Below are 24,594 nucleotides of genomic sequence, written 5' to 3' on the forward strand. Positions count from 1 at the left end.
AAAATAATATGACATTTTGGAGGGGAAATGTTTATAAATATATTAGCAACGATGCCAGAGTGGATTACCCATCTAATTGGAAGCGACACTGAATTTTCTATATCAACTTTCATTGTGATGTTTTTACTAATCTTTGTTGAAACGGCAGGTATTCTAACAGGATTTATTCCTGGAGATGCTATTTTGATTACAGTCGGAGGCTTGGCAGGGACACATCACAATATTTTTGAATTGGGGCTAGTTATTTTAGTTTTTGCCGTTGCGTCCTTTTTGGGGGATGGTGTTAATTACTGGTTTGGCGCCTATATTACAAAGCAATTTGGTAAAATTCCAATTATTAAAAAACATGTACATGGTGAGTTAGTTGAACAAATCGCAGGCAATTTTCATCCAAAACGCTGGTTGTTATTTATTGTCTTGGGACGTTTTTTACCTTTTATTCGTGTTGCGGTGCCACTATTAGCTCACCGTTTAGGGTTAGCATTTTTAAATTACTTACGGATGTCAGCCTTTGCTAGTTTTCTGTGGTCACTAGTCATGGTTTCAATAGGTTATTTTATTGGTCATCTTGAAATTCCAAGACGAATTTCAATTGCCTTAATCATTATAATGGCTGTAGTATTTATAGTGATTTTACGCAGTCCTAAATGTCGGCAACGCATTATTCAATTGTTTATTCGAAAATAAATTTGTTATAATTTAAGAAATTACGAAAGAAGAAGGTAAATCATGAGTTATAAAGAAGCACTTACAAAATGGCAAGAAGCGACTTTACCAGATTATTTGGCTGCTGATTTAGAAAAATACACACCAGACCAGCAGGAAGACGCTTTTTATCAAAATCTAAGTTTTGGTACAGCTGGAATGCGCGGTGTATTGGGTGCAGGGACAAACCGCATGAATGTTTTCACAGTTCGTCAAGTAACTGAAGCTTTGGCGCGTTACATTGATGAGCAAGGATCAGATGCAAAAAAGCGTGGCGTAGCAATCAGTTTTGATTCGCGTCATTTTTCGCCTGAATTTGCTTCAAATGCGGCACAAGTATTGTCGGCACACGGAATTAAGAGTTTCCTTTTTAGTTCGTTGCGTCCAACACCAGAATTGTCATTTACTGTACGTGAATTACACGCTTTCGCTGGCATTATGATCACTGCATCACATAATCCTAAAGAATATAACGGTTACAAGGTTTATGGAGAAGATGGCGGTCAAATGGTTCCAGAAGCAGTTGATGCTGTGGTTAACGAACTGGCGAACATTACTGATATTTTTAATATCGCATTAGACGAAGACAACAAAAATGTACAAATTATTGATGATGAAATTGATAATAAATATTTGAAGAAGATGGAAACAGTGACGGTTAACGCTGACCTTGTTGCCAAAGAGGGTGCTTCGCTAAAGTTTGTTTATTCACCGCTACACGGAACAGGGCAATACATTGGTGAAAAAGCATTGCAGCAGGCAGGTTTCACAAATTACACAATTGTAAAAGAACAAGCTGTTATTGATGGTGATTTTCCAACGGTTAAAAAACCTAATCCGGAAGATGCTGCCGCGTTATCATTAGCTATTGAATATGCTAAGCGTGATGGGGCAGATGCTGTTGTAGCAACAGATCCTGACGCTGATCGTATGGGGGCTGCTGTTAAACTAGCGGATGGTACATTCCAAATTTTGACAGGAAATCAAATTGCCGCTGTGTTGGTTAACTACTTATTAACAGCTAAAAAAGACACAAACACTTTGCCAACTAATGGGTCGATTGTGACATCAATTGTATCGTCACGCTTTGCGTCAAAGGTTGCTGAAAGCTTTGGTGTTGAAACAGCTGATGTGTTAACTGGGTTTAAATATATTGCAGCTACGATTGATCAATTTGAGGAAACAAAATCCAATACATTTTTGTTTGGTTTTGAAGAAAGTTTTGGCTACTTGGTCAAGCCATTCTCTCATGATAAAGATGCCATTCAAGCATTGGTATTATTTGCAGAGGTAGCTGCATACTACAAGTCACAAGGGAAGACTTTCGCAGATGGATTGTATGAATTATTTGAGAAATTTGGATACTTTGAAGAGAAAACAATTAGCTTAGATTTCCCAGGAATTCATGGCAATGATGAAATGGCGGCAATTATAGCTGGCTTTCGTGATAACCAACCCGCTGAAATTGGCGGAGTAAAAGTTGCACGCGTGCAAGACTTTTCAACCTCAGTCGAAATAAACAAAGATGGATCAACGGCTAAGTTATCTCAACCAAAAGCAAATGTGTTAAAGTATTGGTTGGATGATGGTTCTTGGGTGGCCTTACGACCATCAGGCACAGAACCTAAGCTAAAGTTCTACATTGGGGTTGAATCTGAGTCACAACAAGAATCACAAGCTAAAATTGATATTATTTCCGCCGATTTAATGAAGCGCGCAAAATAATACTAGACATAAAAATTATAATTTGCTATAATTACTGTTGGCTATCAAAGCCCACATTAACGATAATCCGCTGTGCGTTTAGCCTAAGGGCAAGTGTATGATTGTCGATCAGGAGAATGACCAATGCGTCAAAATACTATTTTAGAAAACGTTACATCAGCACAATTACGTACTGACATTCCTGCTTTCCGTGCAGGAGACACTGTTAAGGTGTATGCCAAGATCGTTGAAGGTTCACGTGAACGTGTTCAGTTGTTTGAAGGTGTTGTTATTAAGCGCAAGGGCGCTGGCATCCAAGCAACTTATACAGTTCGTAAGATTTCTTCAGGTGTTGGTGTGGAACGTACATTCCCATTACACTCACCACGTGTTGAAAAGATTGAAGTTACTCGCTTTGGTCAAGTACGCCGTGCAAAGTTGTACTACTTGCGTGCTTTGCAAGGTAAGGCAGCTCGTATTAAAGAACGTCGCCGCGACGTTTAAGGTATGTAAAAGGTATTTCTTCGGAGATGCCTTTTTTTGTTAATTATTCCTTAAAAAGTTATTTACTTCACTAAATATTATGTCATTGTCGCGTAATACTTTTGTCAAAATCCAGACACATTATTACGAATGAATTAGTCTATAATAGACATATACTCAAATAACATTTGAGTTTCATTACTTCCCCCAGTAATGCATCAATCAGCTCCCCCAATTGTTGATTGATACACCGATAACTTATGTTATCAACCCCCTGACCAACCCCCCTCTTCGGTCAGGGGTTTTTGTTTGCAAAAAAGTATCGAAATGTAATAAAAAAACCGCTAACGCTGTCGTTAACGGTTTTTTATTATTTAAAAGGGGACTGTGAGTTTTCTGTAGATGTTGGCACATTAAATGGATCAATTTCTTCACCAGATAAAGCACTTAACCCAGAACTTTCTTCTGTAGGCATGACGGTTTCATCAAACTTAAAAGCTAACAAGGAGTCTGTGATAGACTGTTCACGTGAAATATCGTCGTTATCGCGTACTTCCACAACGGTAGCTTTTTCTGTTGTAGCATGTGTTCGATCTAAGAAAGAATCTCGTGCAGCTGCACGTTGCCTAAGATCATCAACATTAACTGTTTCAGATAGGTCAGTGATTACTTCAAAAGAAACGCCTTCGTTTTTCTTCAAATACTTGAAATTGGCTTCTGCAATGGCACCAGTTTGTACTTCAAGCTGTTGTGCTAAAAAGCCGGCCTCTAAACTAAAATCAGCATTTTTATTTAACGCAAGACGTTGTCGCACTAAATCGCCAGTTAATTCCCAACGTTGGTTCTTGCTATTTTGTGATTTAATTTCTAAATCACCAAAGGCAGCGTTGGCAAAAAACTCTTTTACTGTCGACAGTGTGTCAGTTGGAAACTGACGTGCAATTTCTTTACCGGCCCAGTATAAAATATGCGGATAGTCTTCTTGAAGTAAATTCTTTAAGAGACCGTCCCGTAGCAAACTGAGTGCAAAACTGTTTACTTGAAAGTTTGTTTGTAAAATTTTATCGTAATCGTTGATATCCATGGTTGACGAAAATCCTTTCATTTCATTATACACAAAATTAGTGCTCAAATGCTTGCATTTTTTATTATCCTCGTCATAATTAATTATATGATAAAAAATAATCCTATTGGGCTAGTTGACTCTGGTATTGGTGGCCTAACTGTTGTCAAAGAATCCCAGAAGCAATTACCGAACGAACAATTAATTTATATTGGTGATACGGCACGTATGCCATATGGACCGCGCTCCGAAAAAGAAGTTATTGACTATACTTTTCAAATGGCTCATTATCTGGTAAATGAGCAAAATATCAAAATGTTGGTCATTGCTTGTAATACTGCCACTGCTAGAGCTTTATCACAATTACGAGAACAATTATGTATTCCAGTCATTGGTGTCATTCAACCAGGCGCAGAAGCGGCCGTTTCAATTAGTCAAAATAAAAAATTGGATTGATTGCAACTCAAGGAACTGTCGAATCGCAAGTCTACAATGAAAAAATGTTAGCAATTGACAATAATGTTCAGATTACTTCGCAAGCTGAGCCTGAATTTGTTACTTTAGTGGAAAATAATCTCTATCAGAGCGATGAAGCCCGCGAGGTAATTGCCCATCATTTGAGTGCCTTCAAAGAGGCAAATATTGACACGCTAATCTTGGGGTGTACTCATTTTCCATTACTGACGCCTTTTATTCAAGAAGCAGTCGGATCGGATGTTACACTAGTTGATTCTGGCGCCAAGACGGTTGCGGTGATGAAACAATATTTGGATGAACTCGACATTCATTCAGAAGTGAAACACAATCATAGCGATGATATTTATAACACGACAGGTGATAAACTAAAATTCAAAACGATTGCTAGTAGTTGGTTAGCACGAAATCATGAGTTAGATGTGCGCCACCTTAATATTGTTGGGGACCATTTGGAGGAAGAAAAGTGAAGCTAATTATAGCGAGCAATAATACTCATAAAATAACTGAAATTGAAGCCTTACTGGCGTCAATAAGTATTGACTTACCTGTCGTTTCACTTCAAGAAATAGGGGATGTTCCCGAAATTGTTGAAGATGGGACAACATTTGAAGAAAACGCTGTGAAGAAAGTTGAAACGATTGCTAAAGTTGCCCCTAATGATTACATTTTGGCTGATGACTCTGGTATGTCAGTGGATGCTTTAAATGGTGAACCTGGAGTTTATTCAGCACGTTATGCTGGTGATCACGATGATCAAGCAAATATTGATAAAGTTTTGCAAAAGTTAGCTAAGGTTCCTAACGAGCAGCGAACAGCACACTTCAATAGCGTTATCGCTTTACATAGTCCTAAGGGATCAAACCTAATAGTTAACGGACAAGTAGATGGCTATATAACAGAAAGTGAACGCGGACAAGATGGATTTGGATATGATCCAATATTTTTTGTACCCAGCATGAACAAAACCTTTGCAGAAATGTCTGCAAGTGAAAAAAATACAATTAGTCATCGTGGTTTAGCACTGCAAGAACTCGGTAAAAATTACCAGTTTGGTTGAAAGGAGAATAATGGTTAAATTTTTAATTGTTTCAGATATACACAGTGATCGAAAAATTTTAGTAGATATTTTGGCTCAGTGGCGAGATAAAGTTGATGGCATTTTTTACAATGGTGATTCTGAATTGAACGCTGATGATGACATTTTTGCGGGTGTTTCTACGGTAATCGGTAACATGGATGATGATCCTGATTTTGCTGAAGCACGTTCAACGGTTATTGATGGTATAACTTTTTTTCAAACCCACGGTCACCTTTACAATGCGACGGCAATATTAAAATGGGCTAATTTGGATTCGATGAACGAAGCTGCAAATGATGCCCATGCACAAGTTGTTTTGTTTGGTCATACACACAAAGAAGGGGCTGTTTCATATGATCATAAGTTATTTATCAATCCAGGTTCAACAACCCTGCCAAAGGGGTCACGTGCGGACCTTGGTGGAACTTATGCGGTTCTAGAAGTAACAGATGATAAGTATATCGTAACGTTTTACACACGTCAGCATCAGGCCGTGCCTGATTTAACTGTGACAGTAAATCGATAAAATTTTTTAAAACATAAAAACTCCTTTTGTTATAATTTACTTATAAGCTTAAGGAGTTTTTATTACGTCATATTAAACAGTATGATGTTCAAAAACATAACCACATCATCGAACGTGTATAATATAGGACTAGCTATGACAGAAGATAACCCACAATTTAATCAATGGTATGAACAAGACACCGAAGTAGATCATTTATTACGTGACGCAGCTGCCAATGATGAAGAACAGCGTAGTGAATTATCATTGCGTCCGCAATTTTTGCGTGAGTATATTGGGCAAGAGGCGTTAAAAGAAGAGTTAAATGTTTATATTTCGGCAGCAAAGCAACGTGAAGAAGCATTGGATCATGTATTGCTTTTTGGACCACCAGGATTAGGTAAAACAACGCTAGCGATGATTATTGCTAATGAGATGAATGTTAATATTAAAACAACATCGGGTCCTGCTATTGAAAAGCCAGGTGATTTGGTAGCATTACTGAATGAACTGGAGCCGGGGGATATCTTGTTTATTGATGAAATACATCGAATTCCTACTAATATTGAGGAAATAATGTATTCAGCAATGGAAGATTATTTTGTTGATATTATGGTTGGTCAGGGGCCAACGGCGCGTCCAGTTCATTTTCCGTTGCCGCCATTTACTTTAATCGGGGCAACCACGCGTCCTGGTATGTTATCCAAGCCACTTCGTGATCGATTTGGCATTATTAACTCGCTACAATACTATACTCCAGAAGAATTACAGCAAATAGTCGTTCGCACGGCAGACATCTTTAATGCACCAATTAAATCGGAAGGTGCATATGAAATATCGCTGCGCTCTCGTGGCACACCTCGTATCGCCAATCGTTTGTTGAAACGCGTCCGTGATTTTGCTCAGGTCGAGGGAAAAGATGCAATTGACAAGAATATTGTGACTATTGGTTTGGATAAATTGCGCGTTGACAATAGAGGTCTTGACGAAACCGATCATAAGCTTTTAGAAACAATGATCGAATATTATAAAGGTGGGCCGGTTGGGTTAAATACAATAGCTGCTAATATTGGTGAAGAGTCAGAAACATTAGAGGCAATGGTTGAACCATATTTATTGCAGATTGGTTTTTTGCAGCGCACACCGCGTGGACGTGTTGTCACTGAAGCGGGGTACACTCATTTAGGGCACGCCTATCAAAGGAAATTATGACAAATTTTATTATTTCAGACACACATTTCAATCATGAAAAAATTCTATATTTTGATAAATCACGGGCAGTATCACTGCAAGCATTAAATATAGAGCCAACGATTGAAAATATGGATCGATATCTTGAGGATACTTGGAACGAAACTGTAACGGATGAGGACACAGTTCATTTTCTTGGCGATTTGGGCATGTTTCGCAAGAAACAGGATTTTGTAGCACAACTTAGTCGTCTAAAAGGTAAAAAAGTGTTCTTTAAAGGGAATCACGATCATTCAGATCAAATTAAAGCAGCAATAAAGACACCGGAAACAAACATTATTGAATATATTGAAACTGCTAAGGCTATAAAAATCAATGGTATTAATGTATGGATGAGCCATTATGCAATTGATTTGCCATACCCCATTTTATCTGTTCACGGACATATTCATGAAGCAGAATACAAACAAGCTGGTATGGTGAATTTATCGCTTGATTCCTCGTTTATGCAAAAAAGACGTTTCGGCCAACCGCTTACTTTTGATGAACTAACTGAAGAACTGACGGACAGATTGGACAAAATTCAAAATGAATATGCAATTGAGTCCGATAACAAGCGTTATGATCGGTCTGTTGAGCGAGCTTTCGATGAAATGATAACAATTAATAAACCGACCGCTACACAGCGTCATGAATTAGCTTTATTAGTTGATCATTTGAATCAACATGATTTGACATATGCTGATGTCTTGGAGCAACTTGAAATTCCAAATGTAAATAAAGTGTTGACTGCCGATGAACTTGAAAAAGTAGCGCAAACTGGCTTTGAATTCGAAAAGAAAACAGGTCTCAGTGGTAACACCGGCAGTGTATAAAGTGTTTTCTAATTTTTTCATTTGTTAAGCCAGTGCAATGGCTTTTTTCTTTGCAAACAAGTATGTTACAATGGAAATTAGATTATTTTTAAAGGGATTAGATATCATTATGGCAGAAGAAAAAAAATATACATTATCAGATTTTGATTATGATTTACCAGAGGCGTTAATTGCACAAACACCGTTGAAGCAACGTGATGCTTCGAGATTATTAGCATTGAACGCTAAAACTGGTGGTTATGAGGATAAACATTTCTATGACATATTAGATTACTTGAATCCTGGGGATGCTATTGTCATGAATAATTCACGTGTTTTACCAGCACGTTTACACGGCGCACGTCCGGAAACTGGTGGACATGCTGAAGTCTTACTACTTCGTCAAGATCATGGTGATGTATGGGAGACGTTAGTTAAACCAGCGAAAAAATCACCCGTTGGGTCAACCATTGTTTTTGGTGATGATATTGAAAATCCGATTATGACCGCAACAGTTGTTGGTGAATTAGAACATGGTGGTCGATATATTGAATTTCATTATGATGGCATCTTCATGGAGCTACTTGATCAGTTGGGCGAAATGCCATTACCACCTTATATTAAAGAAAAGCTTGACGATCAAGAACGTTATCAAACGGTATATTCAAAGGTTGATGGTTCAGCAGCAGCACCAACAGCAGGGCTACATTGGACACCTGAGTTGTTAGATAGGGTTCGTGCCAAAGGTGTTAAAACGGTCGAATTAACGCTTCATGTAGGTCTTGGAACGTTCCGGCCTGTCGATGAAGAAAATATTGAAGATCATAAAATGCATTCGGAATTTTACCAACTCAGCCAAGAAGCTGCGGATGAATTGAATTCGGTTAGAAAACACGGTGGGCGTATCATTGCTACCGGTACGACGTCAATACGTACCCTTGAAACTATTGGTACTAAGTTTAATGGTGACCTGACCGCTGATTCAGGTTGGACGGATATTTTTATTAAACCAGGATACAACTGGACAGTTGTAGATGCCTTTATAACTAACTTCCATTTGCCTAAATCAACACTGGTCATGTTAGTCGCTGCTTTTACTGGGCGTGATAATATTTTGAATGCTTATAAACATGCGGTTGATGATCAGTATCGCTTCTTCAGTTTTGGAGACGCGATGTTTATTCATAAATAATAAAGACGAACAAAACGAAAAAAAAATACATCTGACTCTCAGACGTATTTTTTATTTGTGTATCTGTTTATCAAAGTAGAATGCTATAAAGAGTAACAACGGGGGTAACATGAGATTTATTTTAGGTTTGTGTGCATTGATATCGGGCATGCTTTTTACCAAAATTGTGAATTCGGAAGCGGGCTCTGTGGAGCCACCTTCAATGTTAGAAAAAGTAGTGCTAACACAAATTGAAAATGGTTCGGTAGGCCAAACGCCGCACTCTGGCTATGTGAATGGCAGTTATTATAAGACGGCTGAACCGGCTAACGGTTATTTAGATGATGGAACTGGAAAGTATTTTTTTAAAGATGGCAAACGTCAAAGTGGTTTACAAACGATTGGATCAAAAACTTATTATTTTGATTCAGTAACAAACCTTGCTGTTAAAAATCAATTGAAGTCAGTTGATAAGCATACGTATTACCTTGCTTCTGATGGGAGCGTTCAATACCGTGTTAATGGTAATTTTCAAACAAAGCTAATTGCTCACCGTGGGGCGTCAAATTTAGCACCTGAGAATTCAATACCAGCGTTTCAATTAGCTAAAGGTAGTTATGGTGCGGAGACAGATATTTGGCTTACAAAAGACAAGCAGTGGGTTGTGAGCCATGATGGTACTATTGATCGTATGACTAACGGTCATGGTGCTATTAAAGACTTAACCTTAGCTCAGATTAAACAATATCATATTGATTCTGGTGTTAATGTTGGAAAATATCAATCACTAACTTTGCCAACCTTAAAAGAGTATTTAACTGAGATGTCTAATAATAATTTACGGCCAATTATTGAAATTAAACAGCCGGCTAGTCAAATGAGCGATGGTGATGTTCAAAATTTAATTGCTGCAGTTAAAAATGCAGGATTGTATAACAACAGTACGATAATTAGCCTGCAGTGTGAAGCCTTAAAACACGTATATGCACTAGACAAAAAGATTTCGCTCGAACTTTTATGGGATTCGGCTAGTGATCCAGTGCAGTTGTCTGAAAAATTAAACGAATTAGGGCCCAAAGCAGGGCTGGATATTAACGGGAAAAAATTAACGAGTCAAACAATTCAAGCGCTCAGACAGCAAGGGCGACGACTAAATGTTTGGACAATATCACCGTCAGAGTTCCCTTATTATATTGGACTAGGTGTTGATGAAATTACGACGGATGCTAACAGTTTTAGTTTAAACTGATTTATTTTAGGGTGAGTGCTATGTGCGTTTTATGCTAAACTAAAAGAAACCATTTGAAAGAGAGTTATTGCGTAAATGTATGAGTATATTAATGGGCTAATCACAAATATCACACCATCGTATATTGTGATTGCATCCCGAAGTGGCGTGGGATATCGCCTGTACAGTGCTAATCCTTATCGTTTTGAGGAGAATGTGGAATCGCATGTCTATGTACAGCAAATTGTTCGTGAAAATGACATCAGCTTATATGGATTTATTGATGCTGATGAGAAAGCCTTGTTTAATAAACTATTAAATGTGTCAGGGATTGGGCCTAAAAGTGCCTTAGCCATTTTGGCAAACGGGGACGCCGAGGGTCTTATTAGTGCAGTTGAAAATGATAATGTGGCTTATTTGACACAATTCCCTGGTGTCGGAAAGAAAACGGCGCAGCAAATTGTTTTGGATTTGAAAGGGAAGTTAGATGAGTTAGCATCTAAAACAGGTATGGTTGATTCTACAAGCAATCCAGAACAATCGCAAGCCTTGGATGATGCGCTTGAAGCACTATTAGCACTTGGCTACACAGCTAAAGATGTGAAAGCGGTCGCTCAGATTATTGGTCGTAATAGCGATACTACAGATGGATATATTCGCTCAGCTTTAAAGCTGTTGGTTAAATAAAAACATCCGTGAGGATGTTTTTTTGTAGAATAAATTGATAGGCATTTGAAGTAGTCTGCATTTATTTTGAAGGATGTATTTGATATAATAAACATTGTCTGAAATACTGAAAATACCTCTGAATATTTTGCGAGGATTAATCAGATATGACAAAAGTCGCTCACCAGCGATTACTTGAAAATGGCTGATTTAAACTAATTTTCAAGTCAAAATAATGAAAACATCAGGAAGAAGGTTGTCATGGTGATTATTACTGCGGGTATGATCGGTGTTGGTAAAACAACACTCACAAGTTTGATTGCAAAGCATATGAATACGAAAGCATTTTATGAACCGGTAGGCGATAATCCCGTTTTACCGCTTTATTACTCTGATCCAAAGCAATATGGTTTCTTGTTGCAAATATACTTTTTAAATCGTCGTTTCGACATGATTAAGCAAGCGTTGGCGGATGATAATAATGTGCTTGATCGTTCAATTTATGAAGATGCTTTGTTTACAGAAGAAAACCACAAAGATGGTAATATCTCTGACTCTGAGATGGACGTTTATACCAGCCTATTAGATAATATGATGGTTGAACTACAAAAAATGCCTAAAAAAGCTCCTGATTTGATGGTATACGCTGAAACTGATTTTGAAACCATTTTATACCGTATTAAAAAGCGTGGTCGTGATTATGAACAATTTGATAATAATGAAGGTTTAAGAGCCTATTATTATAAAATGTGGTCAGCCTATCGTGATTGGTTCGATGCTTATGATGCATCTCCAAAAATTAAAATCGATTTGCAGACTTATGATCTTGAGCAAGCAGATAACCAAAAGATTATTTTGGAACAAATTGATGATGCACTAAAGGCTATTCGATAAATAAAAAAAGAAGTTCAAATTTGAACTTCTTTTTTATTGAGCCTTTTTCTCAGCATCTAACAAGTCACGGATTTCTGTTAAAATCTCTAATTCAGGATTAGCTTTTGCTTCTTCTTGTTTGTTAGCTTTAAACAAGCGGTTAATAAACTTAACAATCAGGAATACAACGAAAGCAGTAATCAAAAAATTAATTACGTCATTTAAGAAAGCACCATATTTAAATGTTAACGTTTTTGTAATGACAAGCTGCAATTGGTCTAAGTCTGTTGTTCCGCCAGTTGCAAATGCAATGATTGGACCGATTAAGTTAGTTGTTAATGATTTAACTAATCCAGTAAAGGCGCCACCAATAATGACACCAACTGCCAAGTCAAGTACATTTCCTCGCATAATAAAAGCTTTGAATTCCGATAACATTAAGTTTGCTCCTCTATTCTCTTTAAAATTATTCTTGATTAAATTATACAATAAATGCAGATTTTTGCCAAAAAAACGAATACTATGATACTTTAATTTTCGTTTAATTGATTTGAATTTAATTTAGAAGTGCTAAATTACCAATATTAAGAAATGTTAAGGAGCATTATTATGGATTTTATCAAACGGGCTGGGCTCTATTTACGGCAAAAAATAGGGCGTACAGCGTTGATTACACTGGTAATGAGTGCCATTATGATATTTGTATTGGCAGGTATCATCATACAAAGCGCTGCTATTCAAGCAACGAATAGCGCTAAAAATTCGGCAGGTACGACGGTTACTTTAAGTGCAGACCGTGAAAAAGCTTTTGCCTCAATGCGCAAAAGTCAAAGCAGTTCGTCTTCATCAAGTAGCTCATCGTCTAATGCAGCACCGGCTGCCATTACAATGCCAAGTGTAAAAATTAAAACGGCTGAAAAAATTGCTGCTTTGAGTAATGTGACTGGTTATCAATATAGTAATAGTGCTTCAGTAAACGCTAGTGGCTTTTCAGCGGTTACAACATCCTCATCAAGTGGCGGCGGTGGTCAAGGTGGATTCGGTGGTTCATCAAACAGCGGTGATATAACAATTAGTGGTGTGTCAACAACAGCTGCCGAAACTAACTTCAAATCAAAAAGTTATAAAATCACATCAGGTCGCGGTATTACCGCCGCCGATAAAAATACTAATAATGTTGTGATCGAAAGTGAATTGGCAACAAGCAACAGCTTAAAAGTTGGTAGCACCATTAAGGTTAAAACAACAGACGATGATGCAAAAACTTATACATTAAATGTTGTGGGTATTTACAAAGCAAAGACATCATCATCAAGTCAAGGTGGACCAAATATGAGTGATCCATCAAATACAATCTATACAAGTTATACATTTGCAGGAACAGTTAATGGTGACACAACATCTGTAACAAGTGTTGTTTACACATTAACAGATTCATCTAAAGAAAAGGCATTTACAAAGCAAGCTAAAAAGCTAATTTCAAGCAGTTTCAGTTTGACATCTAGCTCGGAAACTTATGCTTTGTTGATGAAGCCTATGAAGAATGTTCAAAGTTTTGCCAATAAGATTGTTTGGATTGTTGGTATTGCTGGTACGATTATTTTGGCATTAATTACCGTTTTGATGATTCGTGAACGTCGTCATGAGATTGGTGTCTTGATGGCATTAGGAGAAAGTAAATTTAAAATTGTGCTTCAACTTTTCTCAGAATTATTTGCGGTATTAGTATTGTCTCTAGTGATTGCAGGAGTTGCTGGAAACTTTGTAGGAAGTGCGGTAGGGAAGCAACTTGTTTCACAACAAACTACTGCTACGCAATCAACTAGCACCGGCGCTGGGTTTGGTGGCGGTGGTGGACAACAATCAGGTGGCGGCGGTGGATCAGCACCTTCTGGCGCTGGTAGAAGTGGTCAAACTAGTATGACAGCTAGTGGCAGTCAAGTAAGCAACCTAAAAACAAAGATTAGCGCAAAGTCAATGGCTGAACTTGGTGGCTTAGGTTTGGGAATCATTGCGATTGCTGTCGTCGCTGGATCAACACCAATTTTCCGCTTAAAGCCAAAAAAGATTTTGTCAAATGAATAAAGTAAAACTATTGCAAAATTATTCATGCGCCTTAATGGCTAATCAGAAGGAGAATTATTAATGACATTGGCAATAAAAGATTTAACACATCAATATAATGCACAGGAAAAGCCACTATATGAACATATTAATATGTCATTTGAACCGAAAACATTGTACAGTATAGTCGGACAATCTGGTTCTGGTAAAACAACACTGCTTAGTTTTTTAGCAGGTTTAGACACACCATCAGAAGGGACGATTACGCTAGATGGTGAGAACATTAGTAAGTATGGATTAACCAAATACCGGAATCAAAAGGTTGCAATCATTTTCCAATCATATAATCTCTTAAATTATATGACGGCCGCACAAAATGTATCATCAGCATTGTCGATGACCAAATCAAAGCATACTGGCGACAAGGATTATATTTATGCAACCTTAGAGAAGCTTGGTATTAACCGTACGTTGGCAGATAAAAATGTTCAGCAGTTGTCAGGTGGGCAGCAACAACGAGTGGCCATTGCACGAGCTTTGGCTGTAGATGCTAAAATAGTTATTGCTGATGAGCCAACAGGTAATCTGGATGAGGAAAATACACAAGAAGTTATCAAAATTTTCCAAGAACTGGCACATGAAGTTGGTAAAACAGTTATTTTGGTTACACACGAACCCAATGTGGCTCAAGCAGCCGATGTGCAAATTAGTTTGAAAAATCGTCAGTTCACAATTGTAGAATAACAATCAACAAAGAGCGCTATCATCAAAAGTTAGTGCTTTTTTTATTGACAAATTAATGATGTATCTATATAGTTTAGGGCATATGCAATTATTGGGGAGTCTATAATGATCAATCAAAAAACACGTTATTTCGTAATAACGACACTTTTTATCGCAATTGTATTTTTACAAATTTTTGTTCCTTGGCTTGGGTTATTACCCCTTGGGGCATTTATTGTTGGCGCTTCAGTGACGATTATTCAATTTACCGTTGCCATTGCTAGCATTATTTTAGGTCCAAAATATGGCGCAATTGTTGGCTGCTGGTGGGGATTATTATCATTTGCAAATGCCATCACTCATCCAGGAACGATAGGTTCTTTAATGTTTCAAAATCCTTTGACTGCCATTATTCCACGTGTTTTAGTTGGTTTGATTATTGGCTATCTCTTTAATAAGCTACTACGAAACCAGTCTACAGCGATTCGGACGGTTGGGTTAGGGGTATTAGGTACAACCGCAGCTTTAATCAACACAGTAGGGGTTGTTTTGCTAACCACGTTAGGTTTTACCATTATGCATACTAACTTCACGGGTGTACCAACGCACAATATCTTAGCTTGGCTGATTAGCATTGTATCATTTAATGCCTTGTTTGAAATGATTGTAGGATTTATTCTAGTCAGTATAATTGGTAGTGTATTATTACCAATAGCCGAACGAGCGAATATAATAGGATAGAAAAAGGGTGCCAAATCGGCACCCTTTTCTGATGCGTCCACCCAGACTCGAACTGGGAGCTAAAACTTAGGAGGTTCTTGTTCTATCCCGTTGAACTATAGACGCAGTACTCATAAATTATACCGATATTTGGTGACAAAAACAAATGTTAAATGAATAATGTTGCTCTATGATATGATATAGGCGTGGAATACACAATAGGAGTAAATATAATGAGCAACAATAAGACGAAATATTTGGTGATTACAACCTTCTTTATGGCAATTATCTTATTACAAGTACTGATTCCTTGGCTTGGATATATACCGCTCGGTGCTGTTATTGTGGGCGCACAACCAACAATCATACAGTTTACCGTAGCTATCGCTGCAATTCTTCTAGGAGCACGTCGGGGTGCCTTTATTGGTGGCTTTTGGGGATTGTTAACTTTATGGCAAGCTTGGTCGACACCGGGGTCTATCGGTTCATTAATGTTTCAAAATCCTTTTACGGCGTTTATACCTCGTATTTTGGTAGGTCTAATAATTGGTATGGCGTTTAATAAGTGGTTGCGCAACAAAAATTTTGGTTTCCGTACGCTTGGATTGGGATTCTTGGGCGGACTAGCCGCTTTGATTAATACAGTTGGAGTGGTCTTGCTTACTGTCATCGGTTTTACGGTGATGCGCACGAATTTTACCGGCATACCTAATCATAATTTACTAGGCTGGCTCATAGGCATCGTGTCGTTTAACAGTATTTTTGAAATTATTACTGGAATCATTTTAGTAGCTGCCATTGGTAATGTTTTGGTTCCCATTGCTGAAAGAGCTGGGATAAAAGGGTAGCAGCATAATAAAAAGACATCAGTTAAGATGTCTTTTTTATTGTAAACCTGATTGGGTTTTGTTACTTGCGATGAGTTGAACATTATTGCTGTCACCGCTAGGTGTAAAGACGATAGAGACTTTTGTACCACTTTGGCTTTGCCAAGTAGCATAAGCATATTTTTGATCTGCGGTTAAGTAAGTAGGGTTACCGTAAGTAGCACGAATTTGATCATAGGTGGCTGAACCAAGGGCAACTTCATTATAAGTTGCTAAAGACCAGTTTCCAAATGTAGTTGTACTTGAAGAAGCGGCACTTGATGAGGAAGAACTATCGCTAACACTAGATGTATTGCTGTTATCTTGTACTGGTGTCTGCGTCGCATCTTGGGTAGCACTGCTTAAGACTTGGGAAACTTCGCTACTAGCAACAGATGGAGCTGCAGCCACGCTTGTGGAAGAACTTATAACTGAAGTGGATTCTTCTGCTGAAGTACTGTTTGATGTATCTGAAGAGGTACTTGCTTTTTTTGCCTTCTTTTTGCTTGAAGATGTCGATGAGCTATGAGAAACTTTGCTTGAAGAAGTTGCTTTTTTGTTGTCAGATTGGTGACCAACAATTACAAATCCCATCACCACTACTGCAACAAAAATAATAATTATTATAATGGCATTGCGAACTTTGTGTGATGGTTTGAATGGATGACGTTGCATGAGGTATCTTGTTCCTTTCATCTATAGACATGCTGTTTATTAATTTTTATCTGTCATCTTAACAGATACTATTCTATTATTAACACGCTGTTTCAATAATACCAGAAAAGAGTTGAAAAGTATGCTAAAATAGAAACATTACGTATCGAGACAAGCAACAAGGAAGACCTCAGTGTTTTAGACCAGCAGGCTCCTGTTATTCATAAATATACGAATAAAAAAAGTGTGTAGACTATGGTGATACCTAAAACATCAAGTTAATCGCACGTTTATAAAGGAAAGATTAATGACAGATTTAAGTATTATTCCCTTTGGCGGAGTCCGCGAAAATGGGAAAAACATGTATGCCGTCACAGTTAATGACGAGATTTTTATATTGGACGCAGGATTAAAGTATCCAGAAACAGACCAGCTTGGTGTAGATGTAGTGGTGCCGGATTTTGAATATTTGATTAAGAATACTGAAAAAATTGCTGGCGTTTTCTTGTCACACGGACACGCGGATGCAATTGGTGCTTTGCCGTATTTTTTGCAGCAAGTCAATGTACCGATTTTTGGATCCGAACTAACAATTGAATTAGCTAAGCTAGCAATAAAAGATCAGCCGGCACTAAAAGATTATAATGATTACCACATTATTAATGAAAAAAGTGAAATTGACTTTGGTAATGTTAAAGTATCCTTCTTTAATACCACACATTCAATTCCAGAATCACTAGGTATTGTAATTGGTACTGAATATGGCCAAGTTGTGTATACTGGCGATTTTAAGTTTGATCAAACAGCAGAAAGTTACTATCGTACTGATATTCCTCGTTTAGTAGAAGTTGGTCAGGGGAAAGTATTGGCTTTGTTGGCTGATGCTGCTGGTACAGAGGGTGGAGCTGATTCAGTTAATGAATCAAAGATTGGCGATTATATATTAGAAACGTTCCGTGACAACAAAAAAAAGCGCATTATTGTAGCGGCCGTTGCTTCGAATATTCAAAGAATTCAGCAAATTATTGATGCCACTGCTGCGACAAAACGTAAGCTTGTCTTATCAGGAAATGATATCGAAAATGTTGTACGGACAGCTATCAAATTAAAAAAGTTGCAGTTACCTTTGCCAGAAAGTCAACTATTCGTCAGTTTAAAAAATATGAAGAGTTTAGTTGCCCATGAAACGGTTATTTTAGAAACAGGCCGCATGGGGGAACCAATTAAGCATTTGAACCGCATGGCAAATGGCGAAGACGCTCACATTAAGATTGGCTCAGATGATCTTGTGTTTATTACCACAACACCTTCTACAGCCATGGAAAGTGTTGTAGCAAAAACACGCGATATGATTTTCAAGCAAGGTGCTGATGTGAAGCAGATTAGCACTGATATGCGTTCTAGTGGTCATGCATCACGAAATGATTTACAAATGATGCTTAACATCATGCAACCAGCGTACTTTATGCCTATTCAAGGAGAGTATCGTGTGATGTCAGCAGCTAAAGATGCTGCTGAAGAGGTTAATTTACCTGAAGATCATATTTTGATGGCAATGAAGGGGGATCAATTTAAGTTAATTGACGGCCAATTTGAGTTAAAAGATTCGTTTGCTATTGGTGAAACGTTGATTGATGGATCCGGTATTGGCGATATTGGTAACGTGGTCTTGCGTGATCGTCGTATTTTGTCTGAAGATGGTGTTTTTGTTTCTGTTGTGACAATTGATCGTAAAAAACGTCAAGTTGTATCAAAACCAAAGTTAACATCACGTGGATTTGTTTATGTTAAAGCAAATCGTGATTTAATGAAAGAAGCTTCTGATTTAACCGTTAAACAGATTGAAGATTATTTAACTAACAATAAAAGTTTTGATTGGAATGAGCTAAAAGCCGGTGTTCGCGATGTATTGTCACGTTTCTTATTTGAGCAAACAAGACGCCGACCTATGGTTATGCCTGTAGTTATGGAAGTTAACCAAAATCGCAGACCAAATAACCATAAAACAACGGCGGCACAATCTGGTGCTCAAGCAAGCAAAAAACCAGCACAAAAGAAACTGGCAACACCTAATAGCAATAAAAAAAGGTTCGCCGTCCAGCAAAAAAGAACGTACAAAGTAAAACTACTGAATAATAAAAGTCCCAACTCGATTGAGTTGGGCTTTTGAATATTTGAAAGGAGGGCATGTGTTTTAATGATATACTGCATGATTTGGGTATTGTTTGAACACAATAAATTATGGATGAAAATATAACACCAGAAAATCAAGAATTAATTGATCGAGCCAATATTGAGACAAAACAAAAAAATTGGCATGATGCTGCTGAAACGTTAGCCACACTCTACGAAAAGATGCAAACATTCAAAGTTAATTATCGTCTAGTAACGGCGTTATTTATGGATGAGCAATATCAACTTGCTTCATCTTATGCGGATGACTTTCTATTAGAATATTTAGATGATGAATCTAATTTTCGAATGATTGTAGCGCTTGCAGTTCAAAATCAAAATTTTGTTTATGCACAACAATTGGCTGTACTTTGGGATGATTTAGACGTCGTTGATGAAGTTCTAAAGGAAATTAGACAGGCTGAAGAACGGGCGCAAGAGAATATGAAAGCAACACTTGATACTGTTGCGCGTCAGTTTTATCATATGAGTGATTATGATTTACTAGCACAACGTGATCGCTACGAATCTGCGCGACATTTACCAGTAGCACAGTTTGTTGTTGGCGCTAAATTTCTCCTTGTGGATCCGTACGCATTACCCATTATCCGCGCAACTTTATTAGAAGATCTGCAAAAACTACAGATTGATGGGGTAGTTAAGTACCGCTGGCTTGATGATGAAATTTATACGATACAGCTCAGCGATGTAATGCCATTAACTAGTTCAGCAGTTTTTGAAGCTGCAGCAGCAACACTTGAAAGCAGATTAGGGCAAGAAGACCCCATTGCCTTAGAAATGTTGGCTCATCAAATGCGCATTGAGCTAACATTGCTATACCCACGAGTTGATATCGCAATAACTGATATTGAAAAATGGGTTGATAACAGTATCGCACATTATTATGGTCGCTCTAAACCAGATGAGCCAGAAAATCAACGACAATGGCATGAAAAAATAAATGCGTTGACTGAAAGCTTTTTTGAAAATTAAGTTCAAAACGGTTTACATTTTCTTAATAAGTCGGTATAATAATTTCTGGCTTCAAAAGCCGGAAAAATGCAAGTTATTTGTTGTCTTTTGACGGCTTGCGTTGTAAAATATATTTATAAACATTTTTCATAATATTGAAAAATGAATTTTGGAGGAAACTACATTGGCTAAGGAAACTTACGTTCGCACTAAGCCCCACGTTAACATTGGTACTATTGGACACGTCGATCACGGAAAGACGACTTTGACTGCCGCTATCTCAAAGGTATTGGCTGAAAAGCAAGGTGTTGATGCTACTGATTTTGCTGAAATCGATAACGCGCCTGAAGAAAAAGAACGTGGTATCACAATTAACACTTCTCATATCGAATATGAAACAGAAAAGCGTCACTATGCCCACATCGATGCCCCAGGTCACGCGGATTACGTTAAAAACATGATCACTGGTGCTGCCCAAATGGATGGTGCTATCTTGGTTGTTGCTGCAACTGATGGTCCTATGCCACAAACACGTGAACACATCTTGTTGGCACGTCAAGTTGGTGTTGACTACTTGGTTGTCTTCTTGAACAAGACTGATTTGGTTGATGATGAAGAATTAGTTGAATTGGTTGAAATGGAAGTTCGTGAATTGTTGTCAGAATATGACTTCCCAGGTGACGATATTCCTGTACTTAAGGGTTCAGCTTTGAAGGCTTTGGAAGGTGATCCTGAACAAGTTAAGGTTATCGAAGAATTGATGGATACTGTTGATTCATACATTCCAGAACCAGCACGTGAAACAGACAAGCCATTCTTGATGCCTGTCGAAGACGTCTTCACAATCACTGGTCGTGGTACAGTTGCTTCTGGTCGTGTTGACCGTGGTGTATTGACTACAGGAACTGAAATTGAAATCGTTGGTTTGAAGGACGAAGTTCAAAAGACTACTGTTACAGGTATCGAAATGTTCCGTAAGACTTTGGAAGAAGCTCAAGCGGGTGATAACATTGGTGCATTGTTGCGTGGTGTTGATCGTAGCAACATTGAACGTGGTCAAGTTTTGGCAAAGCCAGGTTCAATTAAGACACACAAGAAGTTCAAGGCTGAAGTTTATGTCTTGACAAAGGAAGAAGGTGGTCGTCATACACCATTCTTCACTAACTACCGTCCACAATTCTACTTCCACACAACTGATGTTACAGGTGTTGTTGAATTGCCAGCCGGTGTTGAAATGGTTATGCCTGGTGACCAAGTGACATTCGAAATCGAATTGATCTCACCAGTTGCCATCGAACAAGGGTTGAAGTTTACTGTTCGTGAAGGTGGCCACACTGTTGGTGCCGGAACAGTTACTGATATCGAAGACTAATAATGTTATTAGTCTTCAAAAAAACACGCGTAAGCGTGTTTTTTTTATTTCTTCTTTTCGTCTTTATCATGACCTAGTGCTGCTTTTCGAGTTTCGTCATTACTTTCACTAGTTGGTAATGAAATGAGATCTTCGAATGAATTTGATACTTTTTCTTCACGATTTACAATTTTAGCCATTAATAGTCTCCATATATAGTTTATTAAAGTTAGTTTTATGCAATATTATACAATGTATTCAGTTTAATACGAATAACAGATGCATATAAATTATAACACTGTATAATAGTAATTAACATTAGAAATGGAGATTAATAATGACTGAGTTATTGAATATAAAAAACTTGAAAAAACAATTTGGTGAAAAAATAATTTTTGATAATGTAAATGTCGCTGTGCAAAAAGGAGAGGTTATCTCTGTTATTGGTCCTTCTGGCGCAGGCAAATCTACTTTTTTGCGCGCCATTAATATGTTAGATGCACCAACTAGTGGTAAGGTGAATTTTGAGGATCAGGATTTAACAAATCTGTCTGAAAAAGAGTTGGATCAGTTACGTGAAAAAATGGGTATGGTGTTTCAAAGCTTTAATTTGTTTCCAAATTTGTCTGTGATTGAGAACATTAAATTAGCACCGGTAAAAGTTAAAAATATTAGCGACAAGGAAGCAACAGAAACTGCTGAAAAGCTACTTGCTCAAGTTGGCCTAGCCGATAAAGGAACTGTTTATCCAGACAGTCTCTCAGGAGGGCAGAAACAACGTGTAGCGATTGCACGTGCTCTGGCAATGTCTCCTGATGTATTGCTCTTTGATGAGCCGACAAGTGCCTTAGATCCAGAAATGGTAGGTGAGGTATTAGGCGTGATGAAGAAGTTGGCAGAAGATGGAATGACCATGATTGTTGTAACGCATGAGATGGGGTTTGCACGTGAAGTAGCGGATACTGTATGGTTTATGGCTGACGGTGGCATACAAGAGATTGCTACACCACAATCATTCTTTGATAAGCCAAAGACAAAGCGGGCACAAGAATTCTTAGAAAAAGTGTTGTAAAACAAAAAGATGAACAAGCAAAAGAAACATGCCGGTGAATTTGCCGCCACACTAATAGAAGATGGAATGGTTGTTGGTCTTGGAACAGGTTCTACGATAGCATACTTTTTAGATGCATTAGCTAAACGTATTCAAGATGAAAAAATGACTATTATTGGCGTGACCACCTCAACAAAGACTGCCAGATGTGCGGAAGAACTTGGTATTCCGATTCGTGATATTGACTTAGTACCAATGATAGATTTAACAATTGATGGTGCGGATGAGGTTGATCAGCATTTAAATGGCATCAAAGGTGGTGGAGCAGCTTTCTTAATGGAAAAAATTGTGGCGAGATATTCTAGACGCGTGATTTGGATTATTGACGAACAGAAGCTGCATAGTAAACTGGGACAATTTCCTTTGCCAGTAGAAGTAGTAGCATTTGGCAGTGGTAAACTAATAGCTGAACTAAAAGAACGTCATTTGCACCCCAAATTACGTCTAGACAACCATCAGCAACCGCTAGTAACGGACTTAGGACACTATATTGTTGATCTAGATTTAGAACAAATTGATCAGCCGTTTGAACTAGGGCATTATTTAGATGGACAGATTGGTATCGTTGAGCATGGGTTATTTCTAAATGTTGCGGATCAAGTTATTATTGGACAGGACGAAGGCTATCGGATCATGAATAACTTACAGAAAGAAATGTAATCTATTAAAAGCGCTTACATTATTTTTTTAATAGCGTTATAATGTAGTTATTAAGAAATAAGAGGGATAGGCGTATGGCATATAATAACATTTTGGTTGCAATTGATGGTTCAGAAGTTTCAAACACATTGATAAAAAAAGTTGTTGCGTTTGCTCCTGATTCACACATTGATATTTTGACAGTAGTGGATACCACAGGTGGTGGTTATTTTGGTTCAATCGCAATGAATGAAGACGTGGTTTACCAAATGGAACAAACTGCAGAAAAGGCTATTAATGAATCTTTTAATTACGCTAAGTCATTGGGGCATAATGATGTCGATATTCATGTACGTTTTGGTTCACCAAAGCGCGTGATTGCACGTGATTTCCCGAAGGACCACCATAATGATTTAATTGTGATTGGTGAAACCGGGCTGAGCCGTTTACAAAGAGCGATGGCAGGTACGGTACCATCCTTCGTAACACAGGTTTCTAAAGTAGATGTTTTGATTATGCGGACGTTTGAAAAATGAAGCTCAAAAAAACAGGTAGCATACGCTACCTGTTTTTTTATTGTGCTTCTTTTATAATTTCAATATTTGTAATCTTTACGGGATTAGCCGGCTTTGATTTTTCACCACTTGAAGTTGCGCTAACTTTAGCATTGGCTATTTTATCTACTACCGCCATGCCATCAATGACTTGGCCAAATACAGTGTAATTACCATCCAAACTAGGATAGCCGCCTTTTTTATAAGCATTGACAATTTTTGTCGGGTAAATATTGGGGTTAACGCCACTTGAAACATCTTCTGGGTTTTGGACAATGAAGAACTGACTAGCATTAGTGTCTGTACCTGCATTTGCCATTGAAACAGCGCCACGAATATTGTATAGTGAGGTACTAATTTCATTTTTAAATCCGTTACCACTATCGATATTCTTGTCTTTACCTTTCCAAATTGATTGCCCACCACTACCTGTACCTGTTGGATCACCACCTTGAATCATAAAATTATTAATAACACGATGAAATGATGTGTTGTTATAGTAACCATCTTTGGCGTGAGTAATGAAATTTTCAACAGCTAGTGGTGTGTATTTATTGAAGAGTTTTATGGTGATGTCACCATAAGTTGTCTTCATGATGAGTTTACTCTCGTTTTTAGCAATTTTAGTTGTTAGTTGAGGGAGGGCAACTTTATCTAGTTTAGGATCTTTTTTTGTACTAGCTGTTTTTTGCTGTGTCATCAGTAAAATGCCAACAATGCTAATGATTAATATGATTCCCATAATAATATGCGGCAAAAATTTTTTCATC

Annotated in this window: 25 protein-coding genes, 1 tRNA gene and 2 pseudogenes; 22 read left to right on the forward strand and 6 right to left on the reverse strand. The window is 37.8% G+C overall.

The genetic code is table 11. The features are described 5' to 3' along the window. The first annotated feature begins 27 nt into the window (after positions 1 to 27). The 3 genes from HFP47_RS01640 to rplS all read left to right on the forward strand — a co-directional run bounded on the left by HFP47_RS01640 (position 28) and on the right by rplS (position 2,913). Positions 28 to 687: a DedA family protein gene (locus tag HFP47_RS01640; protein WP_011679421.1), complete on the forward strand. Its 660-nt coding sequence runs from the start codon at positions 28 to 30 to the stop codon at positions 685 to 687. A 42-nt stretch (positions 688 to 729) separates the two neighbouring features. Beyond that, positions 730 to 2,430, forward strand: a complete 1,701-nt coding sequence (locus HFP47_RS01645; protein ID WP_042252811.1) for a phospho-sugar mutase — start codon at positions 730 to 732, stop codon at positions 2,428 to 2,430. Between the two features lie 123 nt (positions 2,431 to 2,553). Continuing rightward, positions 2,554 to 2,913, forward strand: coding sequence for a 50S ribosomal protein L19 (gene rplS / locus HFP47_RS01650; RefSeq protein WP_004164446.1), 360 nt, complete (start codon positions 2,554 to 2,556; stop codon positions 2,911 to 2,913). A 349-nt stretch (positions 2,914 to 3,262) separates the two neighbouring features. Here rplS and HFP47_RS01655 read toward each other — a convergent pair whose 3' ends face one another. Beyond that, positions 3,263 to 3,976: a YslB family protein gene (locus HFP47_RS01655; RefSeq protein ID WP_011679423.1), complete on the reverse strand. Its 714-nt coding sequence runs from the start codon at positions 3,974 to 3,976 to the stop codon at positions 3,263 to 3,265. Between the two features lie 48 nt (positions 3,977 to 4,024). Between HFP47_RS01655 and racE the strand changes: the two are divergent. The 9 genes and pseudogenes from racE (at position 4,025) to HFP47_RS01700 (ending at position 12,019) form a co-directional block, all read left to right on the forward strand. Continuing rightward, positions 4,025 to 4,899, forward strand: a pseudogene (racE, locus tag HFP47_RS10485) (glutamate racemase). Further along, positions 4,896 to 5,500: pseudogene (locus HFP47_RS10490) on the forward strand (XTP/dITP diphosphatase). The pseudogenes racE and HFP47_RS10490 overlap by 4 nt, the downstream one beginning before the upstream one ends. Further along, entirely contained in the window at positions 5,500 to 6,036 is a 537-nt protein-coding gene (locus HFP47_RS01670) for a YfcE family phosphodiesterase (protein ID WP_014324436.1), read from the forward strand. Before HFP47_RS10490 ends, HFP47_RS01670 begins: the two are co-directional and overlap by 1 nt. A gap of 135 nt (positions 6,037 to 6,171) precedes the next feature. After that, positions 6,172 to 7,227, forward strand: a complete 1,056-nt coding sequence (gene ruvB / locus HFP47_RS01675; RefSeq protein WP_011679427.1) for a Holliday junction branch migration DNA helicase RuvB — start codon at positions 6,172 to 6,174, stop codon at positions 7,225 to 7,227. Beyond that, entirely contained in the window at positions 7,224 to 8,081 is an 858-nt protein-coding gene (locus HFP47_RS01680; RefSeq protein WP_042252814.1) for a metallophosphoesterase family protein, read from the forward strand. The genes ruvB and HFP47_RS01680 overlap by 4 nt, the downstream gene beginning before the upstream one ends. A 109-nt stretch (positions 8,082 to 8,190) precedes the next feature. Beyond that, the gene (gene queA / locus HFP47_RS01685) at positions 8,191 to 9,252 is read left to right on the forward strand and encodes a tRNA preQ1(34) S-adenosylmethionine ribosyltransferase-isomerase QueA (RefSeq protein WP_025267876.1); all 1,062 of its coding nucleotides are present in this window, start codon (positions 8,191 to 8,193) and stop codon (positions 9,250 to 9,252) included. A gap of 109 nt (positions 9,253 to 9,361) precedes the next feature. Next, positions 9,362 to 10,480: a glycerophosphodiester phosphodiesterase gene (locus HFP47_RS01690; RefSeq protein ID WP_223317043.1), complete on the forward strand. Its 1,119-nt coding sequence runs from the start codon at positions 9,362 to 9,364 to the stop codon at positions 10,478 to 10,480. 75 nt (positions 10,481 to 10,555) lie between these two features. Further along, complete coding sequence (gene ruvA / locus HFP47_RS01695; RefSeq protein ID WP_042252816.1) at positions 10,556 to 11,146, forward strand: Holliday junction branch migration protein RuvA; 591 nt, start codon at positions 10,556 to 10,558, stop codon at positions 11,144 to 11,146. A 240-nt stretch (positions 11,147 to 11,386) separates the two neighbouring features. Continuing rightward, on the forward strand, positions 11,387 to 12,019 hold the full coding sequence (locus tag HFP47_RS01700; RefSeq protein ID WP_004164424.1) for a deoxynucleoside kinase: 633 nt from the start codon (positions 11,387 to 11,389) through the stop codon (positions 12,017 to 12,019). 33 nt (positions 12,020 to 12,052) lie between these two features. Here HFP47_RS01700 and mscL read toward each other — a convergent pair whose 3' ends face one another. Then, a complete protein-coding gene (gene mscL / locus HFP47_RS01705; protein ID WP_011679432.1) occupies positions 12,053 to 12,436 on the reverse strand; it encodes a large-conductance mechanosensitive channel protein MscL in 384 nt (127 codons plus the stop codon). Positions 12,437 to 12,607: 171 nt separating this feature from the next. Between mscL and HFP47_RS01710 the strand changes: the two genes are divergently transcribed. The 3 genes from HFP47_RS01710 to HFP47_RS01720 all read left to right on the forward strand — a co-directional run bounded on the left by HFP47_RS01710 (position 12,608) and on the right by HFP47_RS01720 (position 15,526). After that, positions 12,608 to 14,083, forward strand: a complete 1,476-nt coding sequence (locus HFP47_RS01710) for an ABC transporter permease (protein WP_179875947.1) — start codon at positions 12,608 to 12,610, stop codon at positions 14,081 to 14,083. A gap of 60 nt (positions 14,084 to 14,143) precedes the next feature. After that, the gene (locus HFP47_RS01715; RefSeq protein WP_011679434.1) at positions 14,144 to 14,806 is read left to right on the forward strand and encodes an ABC transporter ATP-binding protein; all 663 of its coding nucleotides are present in this window, start codon (positions 14,144 to 14,146) and stop codon (positions 14,804 to 14,806) included. A 105-nt stretch (positions 14,807 to 14,911) separates the two neighbouring features. Then, positions 14,912 to 15,526, forward strand: a complete 615-nt coding sequence (locus tag HFP47_RS01720; RefSeq protein WP_011679435.1) for an ECF transporter S component — start codon at positions 14,912 to 14,914, stop codon at positions 15,524 to 15,526. A gap of 32 nt (positions 15,527 to 15,558) precedes the next feature. Here HFP47_RS01720 and HFP47_RS01725 read toward each other — a convergent pair. Next, a tRNA-Arg gene (locus tag HFP47_RS01725) sits at positions 15,559 to 15,631 on the reverse strand. A gap of 107 nt (positions 15,632 to 15,738) precedes the next feature. Between HFP47_RS01725 and HFP47_RS01730 the strand changes: the two genes are divergently transcribed. After that, on the forward strand, positions 15,739 to 16,353 hold the full coding sequence (locus HFP47_RS01730; protein ID WP_004164419.1) for an ECF transporter S component: 615 nt from the start codon (positions 15,739 to 15,741) through the stop codon (positions 16,351 to 16,353). 36 nt (positions 16,354 to 16,389) lie between these two features. Here HFP47_RS01730 and HFP47_RS01735 read toward each other — a convergent pair whose 3' ends face one another. Then, entirely contained in the window at positions 16,390 to 17,046 is a 657-nt protein-coding gene (locus HFP47_RS01735; RefSeq protein ID WP_011679436.1) for a hypothetical protein, read from the reverse strand. Between the two features lie 286 nt (positions 17,047 to 17,332). On the opposite strand from HFP47_RS01735, the gene HFP47_RS01740 reads away from it, so the two are divergent. The 3 genes from HFP47_RS01740 (at position 17,333) to tuf (ending at position 21,541) form a co-directional block, all read left to right on the forward strand. After that, complete coding sequence (locus tag HFP47_RS01740) at positions 17,333 to 19,195, forward strand: ribonuclease J (RefSeq protein WP_179875948.1); 1,863 nt, start codon at positions 17,333 to 17,335, stop codon at positions 19,193 to 19,195. A gap of 71 nt (positions 19,196 to 19,266) precedes the next feature. Next, positions 19,267 to 20,190, forward strand: coding sequence for a hypothetical protein (locus HFP47_RS01745; protein WP_011679438.1), 924 nt, complete (start codon positions 19,267 to 19,269; stop codon positions 20,188 to 20,190). Positions 20,191 to 20,353: 163 nt separating this feature from the next. After that, on the forward strand, positions 20,354 to 21,541 hold the full coding sequence (gene tuf, locus HFP47_RS01750) for an elongation factor Tu (protein WP_011679439.1): 1,188 nt from the start codon (positions 20,354 to 20,356) through the stop codon (positions 21,539 to 21,541). A 44-nt stretch (positions 21,542 to 21,585) separates the two neighbouring features. On the opposite strand, the gene HFP47_RS10495 is transcribed toward tuf, so the two are convergent. Further along, a complete protein-coding gene (locus HFP47_RS10495; RefSeq protein ID WP_010692185.1) occupies positions 21,586 to 21,720 on the reverse strand; it encodes a hypothetical protein in 135 nt (44 codons plus the stop codon). A gap of 137 nt (positions 21,721 to 21,857) precedes the next feature. On the opposite strand from HFP47_RS10495, the gene HFP47_RS01755 reads away from it, so the two are divergent. From HFP47_RS01755 to HFP47_RS01765, 3 genes are all read left to right on the forward strand, one after another. Beyond that, positions 21,858 to 22,592: an amino acid ABC transporter ATP-binding protein gene (locus tag HFP47_RS01755; protein ID WP_042252826.1), complete on the forward strand. Its 735-nt coding sequence runs from the start codon at positions 21,858 to 21,860 to the stop codon at positions 22,590 to 22,592. A gap of 9 nt (positions 22,593 to 22,601) precedes the next feature. Continuing rightward, positions 22,602 to 23,291: a ribose-5-phosphate isomerase RpiA gene (gene rpiA, locus HFP47_RS01760; protein WP_042252827.1), complete on the forward strand. Its 690-nt coding sequence runs from the start codon at positions 22,602 to 22,604 to the stop codon at positions 23,289 to 23,291. Positions 23,292 to 23,365: 74 nt separating this feature from the next. Beyond that, on the forward strand, positions 23,366 to 23,806 hold the full coding sequence (locus HFP47_RS01765; RefSeq protein WP_042252828.1) for a universal stress protein: 441 nt from the start codon (positions 23,366 to 23,368) through the stop codon (positions 23,804 to 23,806). Positions 23,807 to 23,843: 37 nt separating this feature from the next. On the opposite strand, the gene HFP47_RS01770 is transcribed toward HFP47_RS01765, so the two are convergent. Beyond that, complete coding sequence (locus HFP47_RS01770) at positions 23,844 to 24,593, reverse strand: peptidylprolyl isomerase (protein ID WP_025267881.1); 750 nt, start codon at positions 24,591 to 24,593, stop codon at positions 23,844 to 23,846. Position 24,594 lies beyond the last annotated feature (1 nt).

The organism is Leuconostoc sp. DB-1 (assembly GCF_013414845.1).
In the GTDB taxonomy this organism is placed as follows: Bacteria; Bacillota; Bacilli; order Lactobacillales; family Lactobacillaceae; genus Leuconostoc; species Leuconostoc mesenteroides.